The organism is Hypericibacter sp. (genome assembly GCF_050729195.1).
Classification (GTDB): Bacteria; Pseudomonadota; Alphaproteobacteria; order Dongiales; family Dongiaceae; genus Hypericibacter.
The window spans coordinates 1-4,348 of record NZ_JBOHKS010000037.1; the positions used below are offsets into that span (position 1 = coordinate 1).

Annotated in this window: 5 protein-coding genes; all 5 read left to right on the forward strand. The window is 67.1% G+C overall.

Translation table 11 applies throughout. The features are described from left to right. A partial coding sequence (locus ACREE8_RS02850; protein ID WP_431571471.1) for a tRNA guanosine(34) transglycosylase Tgt occupies window positions 1–729 on the forward strand: 729 nt, incomplete at its 5' end. A 9-nt stretch (window positions 730–738) separates the two neighbouring features. Beyond that, on the forward strand, window positions 739–1,203 hold the full coding sequence (queF, locus tag ACREE8_RS02855) for a preQ(1) synthase (protein ID WP_431571472.1): 465 nt from the start codon (window positions 739–741) through the stop codon (window positions 1,201–1,203). Window positions 1,204–1,244: 41 nt separating this feature from the next. After that, entirely contained in the window at window positions 1,245–2,393 is a 1,149-nt protein-coding gene (gene queG, locus ACREE8_RS02860) for a tRNA epoxyqueuosine(34) reductase QueG (RefSeq protein ID WP_431571475.1), read from the forward strand. A 22-nt stretch (window positions 2,394–2,415) separates the two neighbouring features. Next, window positions 2,416–3,354 carry an arginase family protein gene (locus ACREE8_RS02865; RefSeq protein WP_431571473.1) on the forward strand — a complete coding sequence of 313 codons (939 nt, stop codon included), beginning with the start codon at window positions 2,416–2,418 and terminating at the stop codon, window positions 3,352–3,354. A 136-nt stretch (window positions 3,355–3,490) separates the two neighbouring features. Continuing rightward, window positions 3,491–4,348: hypothetical protein (locus ACREE8_RS02870; RefSeq protein ID WP_431571474.1), on the forward strand; the 858-nt coding region annotated here is incomplete at its 3' end.

Sequence of the window (4,348 nt, forward strand, 5' to 3'; positions counted from 1 at the left end):
ACCATGGCCTTCGACGAATGCACCCCCTTCCCGGCCGAGGAACCGGTCGCGGCCGAATCGATGCGCCGCTCGATGCGCTGGGCCGAGCGCTGCAAGACGGCCTTCAAGGACCGGCCGGGCTATGGCCTGTTCGGGATCGTGCAGGGCAGCGTCTATCCCGAGCTGCGGCGCGAATCCTCGGAAGCGCTGACCCGCATCGCCTATGACGGCTATGCGATCGGTGGGCTCGCGGTCGGCGAGGGCCAGGAGATGATGTTCCGCATGATCGAGGCCACCATCCCGTTCCTCCCTCAGGATCGCCCGCGCTATCTCATGGGCGTGGGACGGCCGCTCGATATCGTCGGCGCCGTCCAGCGCGGCATCGACATGTTCGACTGCGTGATGCCGACGCGCTCGGGGCGCACCGGCCAGGCCTTCACAAGGCGCGGCACCATCAATATCCGCAATGCGCGCCATGCTCACGACCCGCGGCCGGTCGATGCCGATTGCGCCTGCCCGGTCTGCCGCGATTACTCACGGGGATATCTGCATCACCTCTTCAAGGCCGAGGAGATGCTGGGGCCGATGCTGCTCACGGCCCATAATCTCCATCATTATCAGACGCTGATGGCCGGTTTGCGCGGCGCGATCGAGGCGGGTAGGCTCGACGCCTTCGCCGCCGAGGTGGCCGAGGGCGAGCGACGGGGCGACATCGACCCCCTGCCCGATCCCCTCGCCTCTTCGACATAGAGAATCCTCATGGCACGCAAAGCCCGCCCTTCGTTGAAGCAACTCGGTCACGCGACCAAGCCCCCCGCCTCGCCCGAGGAGGCGGTGCTGGAGCGCATCCCGAACTCGCAGCCGCGCGAGCGCTATCTGGTGCGCTTCGCCTGCCCGGAATTCACCTCGATCTGCCCGGTCACCGGCCAGCCCGATTTCGCTCATATCGTGATCGACTATGTGCCGAAGGCCTGGATCGTCGAGAGCAAGTCGCTGAAGCTCTATCTGGGATCCTTCCGCAACCATGGCGCCTTTCATGAGGATTGCACCGTCGCGATCGGCAAGCGGCTGGTCGAGGAGCTGAAGCCGCATTGGCTGCGGATCGCCGGCTACTGGTATCCGCGCGGCGGCATCCCCATCGACGTGTTCTGGCAGACCGGCGCGCCGCCGAAGGACCTCTGGCTGCCGGACCAGGGCGTGGCGCCCTACCGGGGACGCGGCTGACGCCGCGGGTCCTCGACACCGCCGGAGACAGGAGCCCCTTGATCGCACCGGCCCGACCCTCGATCGACGATCCCAAGGCGCTGATCCGCGATCAGGCACTGGCGCTGGGATTCGACGCGGTCGGTTTCGCGCCGGCCACGCAGGGCGCGCGCGCGCGCCAGGGCCTGGTCGATTTCCTGGCGCGCGGCATGCAGGGCGATATGGGCTGGCTCGCTGCGCGCAGCGAGGAGCGTGCCGATCCGCAAACGCTCTGGCCCGAAGCCCGCAGCGTGATCGTGCTGGCGATGAATTACGGACCCGCCGAAGACCCCCTGCCCCTGCTCGAACGCCGCGAGCGCGGCACCATCTCGGTCTATGCGCGCGGCAAGGATTATCACGAGCTGGTCAAGAGCCGGCTCAAGGCCCTGGCGCGCATCATGACCGACAGGCTGGGGCCGTCGGTCAAGGTCTTCGTCGACACCGCCCCGGTGATGGAGAAGCCGCTGGCAGAAGCCGCCGGCATCGGCTGGCAGGGCAAGCACACCAACCTGGTGTCACGCGCCCACGGCTCCTGGCTCTTCCTCGGCGAGATCTTCACCGACCTGGCGCTCGAGCCCGACGCACCCGAGAGCGATCATTGCGGCCAATGCCAGCGCTGCCTCGAGGTCTGCCCGACCGCGGCCTTCCCCGCGCCCTATAAGCTCGATGCCAGGCGCTGCATCTCCTATCTGACGATCGAGCATAAGGGCCATATCCCGCGCGAGTTCCGGATCCCCATGGGCAATCGCATCTATGGCTGCGACGATTGCCTGGCGGTCTGTCCCTGGAACAAGTTCGCCAGCGCCAGCAAGCATGACGCCTTCTGGCCGCGGGCCGAGATCACGGCGCCGCGCCTCGCCGATCTGGCCGAGCTCGACGATGCCGGCTTCCGCCAGCTCTTCGCCGGCACCGCGATCAAGCGCACCGGCCGCGACCGCTTCCTGCGCAATGTGCTGATCGCGATCGGCAACAGCGGAGACGACGCGCTGGCGCAAACCGCCACGCGGCGCCTCGAGGACGCGTCGCCTCTGGTACGCGCCATGGCGGTCTGGGCCCTGACACGGCTGTTGGACGATGACGCGTTCCATGGTTTGCGCGACGCGCGTCTCCCGTTAGAGTCCGATGCCGGGGTGCGCGCCGAATGGCTTGGCGAGGACGCTGCCACGGCCTGAAGTCCGTGCGAGGGAGTTCTCCTTGACCAGCCAGCAGCCCACGACCCGAGGCGTTCTCGGCACCTTCCTCAATGTTCCCTTCGAGCCGATGCCGAACGATGCGCGCGCCGTCATTCTGGGCGCCCCCTTCGATTGCGGACAGCATCCGACCCGGATCGGCTGCCGGCTGGGGCCGCAATCGATCCGCACCCATTCGGCCCTGGTGGCCGATGCCATGGCCGATGCGAGCTTCGATCTGGTGCGGACCTTGCGCCTGGTCGATGGCGGCGATGCCGCCGTGACGCCGGGCCTGATCGAGCCCTCTTTCGTCGCGATCGAGAATTCGGTGGCCGCCATCCTCGCATCGGGCGCCGTGCCGGTGACGATGGGCGGCGACGGCGCCATCACGCTGCCGCAGCTGCGCGCGGTCGCCCGGCGCTGGCCGGGGCTGACGGTGCTGCATCTCGACGCCCACACCGACGCCTATCCGATCCGGGGCCGGGGCCGGGGCCAGTATGACAATGGCAACACCTTCACCCATGCGGCCGAGGAACGGATCATCGATGTGAGGAACTCGCTCCATGTCGGCACGCGCGGCGCCATCGACGTCGATCCGATCGTGGCCGAGGCGCGCGCCATGGGTTACGAGGTCGTGCCGATGGACGAGCTGCGCCGGCGCGGGCTCGATTCGCTGCTCGCGCATTTGCGCGAAAGGCTCGCCGGCAGGCCGGTCTATCTCTGCTGGGACATGGATGTGTTCGATCCGTCGGCGGCACCGGGCGTGGCCAATCCGGTCTGGGGCGGGCTCAGCGCGGCAGAGGGTCTGACCATCCTGCGCGGTCTCGCCGGTCTCGACATCGTCGCGATCGACGTCAATACGGTGAGCCCGCCACACGACCCCGCGGGCATGACCGCGTTCCTGGCCGGCCAGGTGATGGTCGAAGCCATGGCGGGAATCGCGCGACGCTGGCTCAACCGCTAACTTTTGTTACAAAAACGTAGGGGCCGAATCGGGAGCGGCGATACGCCCTCCTTTGTCCCGCGCCCCTGGGTTATGATGCCAATCCTATGAGGGGGCGTGCCGTCGAGGCCGCGCCGTCGTCTTCCAGGGGGTTTTTATGTCGGTCTTGAAATTCAGCCGCGGAACGGTCATCGCGTTCAAGGCGATGGAACAGTATTCGCGCGCGCAAAACCGTTTGGCACGCCAGGAGATCCGCAAGGTGCTGGCCAAGAGCCCGACACCGCAGGATTACGCGGTCGCAGCGCGCATCTATACCGAGGATTGGCGCAATGGCTGGTTCGACGGCTACGAAGATGGCCTGTCGCCGATCGGGAACTCGAAGCAATTCGCCAAGCTGGCGCAGAAGGCCGGCGCCCAGGATTGGTATGTGCAATGGAAATTCGCCTATGCGATGAAGTTCCGCGCCCGCTGGAAAGGCTGGGGCGAGATGGGGCTGGCGGATGCGGCCTATCAGCGTTCGATCGACCTGCTGGAGAAGACCTGCGGCCTGCCCAAGGGCAGCAACGCCGTCGAGCGCGGGCACTATCTCGATGTGCTGATCGATCGCGCCGAAAGCTGGATCTATCAGGGCGGGGCCGACGGCGCGGCGGCGGAGATCGCGCGCGCCATGGCGCTCTATAGCAACGAGAAGGATCCGGCCAAGAAGCCCGTGCTCGAGCCCTGGTATTACTGGGCCTTCGCCTTCGCGCTGCATCAGCAGGACCGCCATGTCGAGGCCTGCAACACGCTCGAACCCCTGCTCGGGGCCAAGGATGCCAATAACGACATCCGTCTGCTCCTGGCCTTGAGCTATGCGCGCCGCGCCCAGAATGGCGAGGCCGGCATGAAGCAGAAGGCGGCCGACACCATCGCCGAATTCCACAAGCACCGCGACGCGATGTCGATGGGCGTGGCCGCCGACAAGGAACCGCGCTGGACGGTGCAGCTCGAGCTGGGCTGCGGCGCCTTCCTGCCG

Coding starts and splice junctions, on each gene's coding strand:
- queF (WP_431571472.1), top strand. CDS start 739: ATGGCACGCAAAGCCCGCCCTTCGTTGAAGCAACTCGGTCACGCGACC.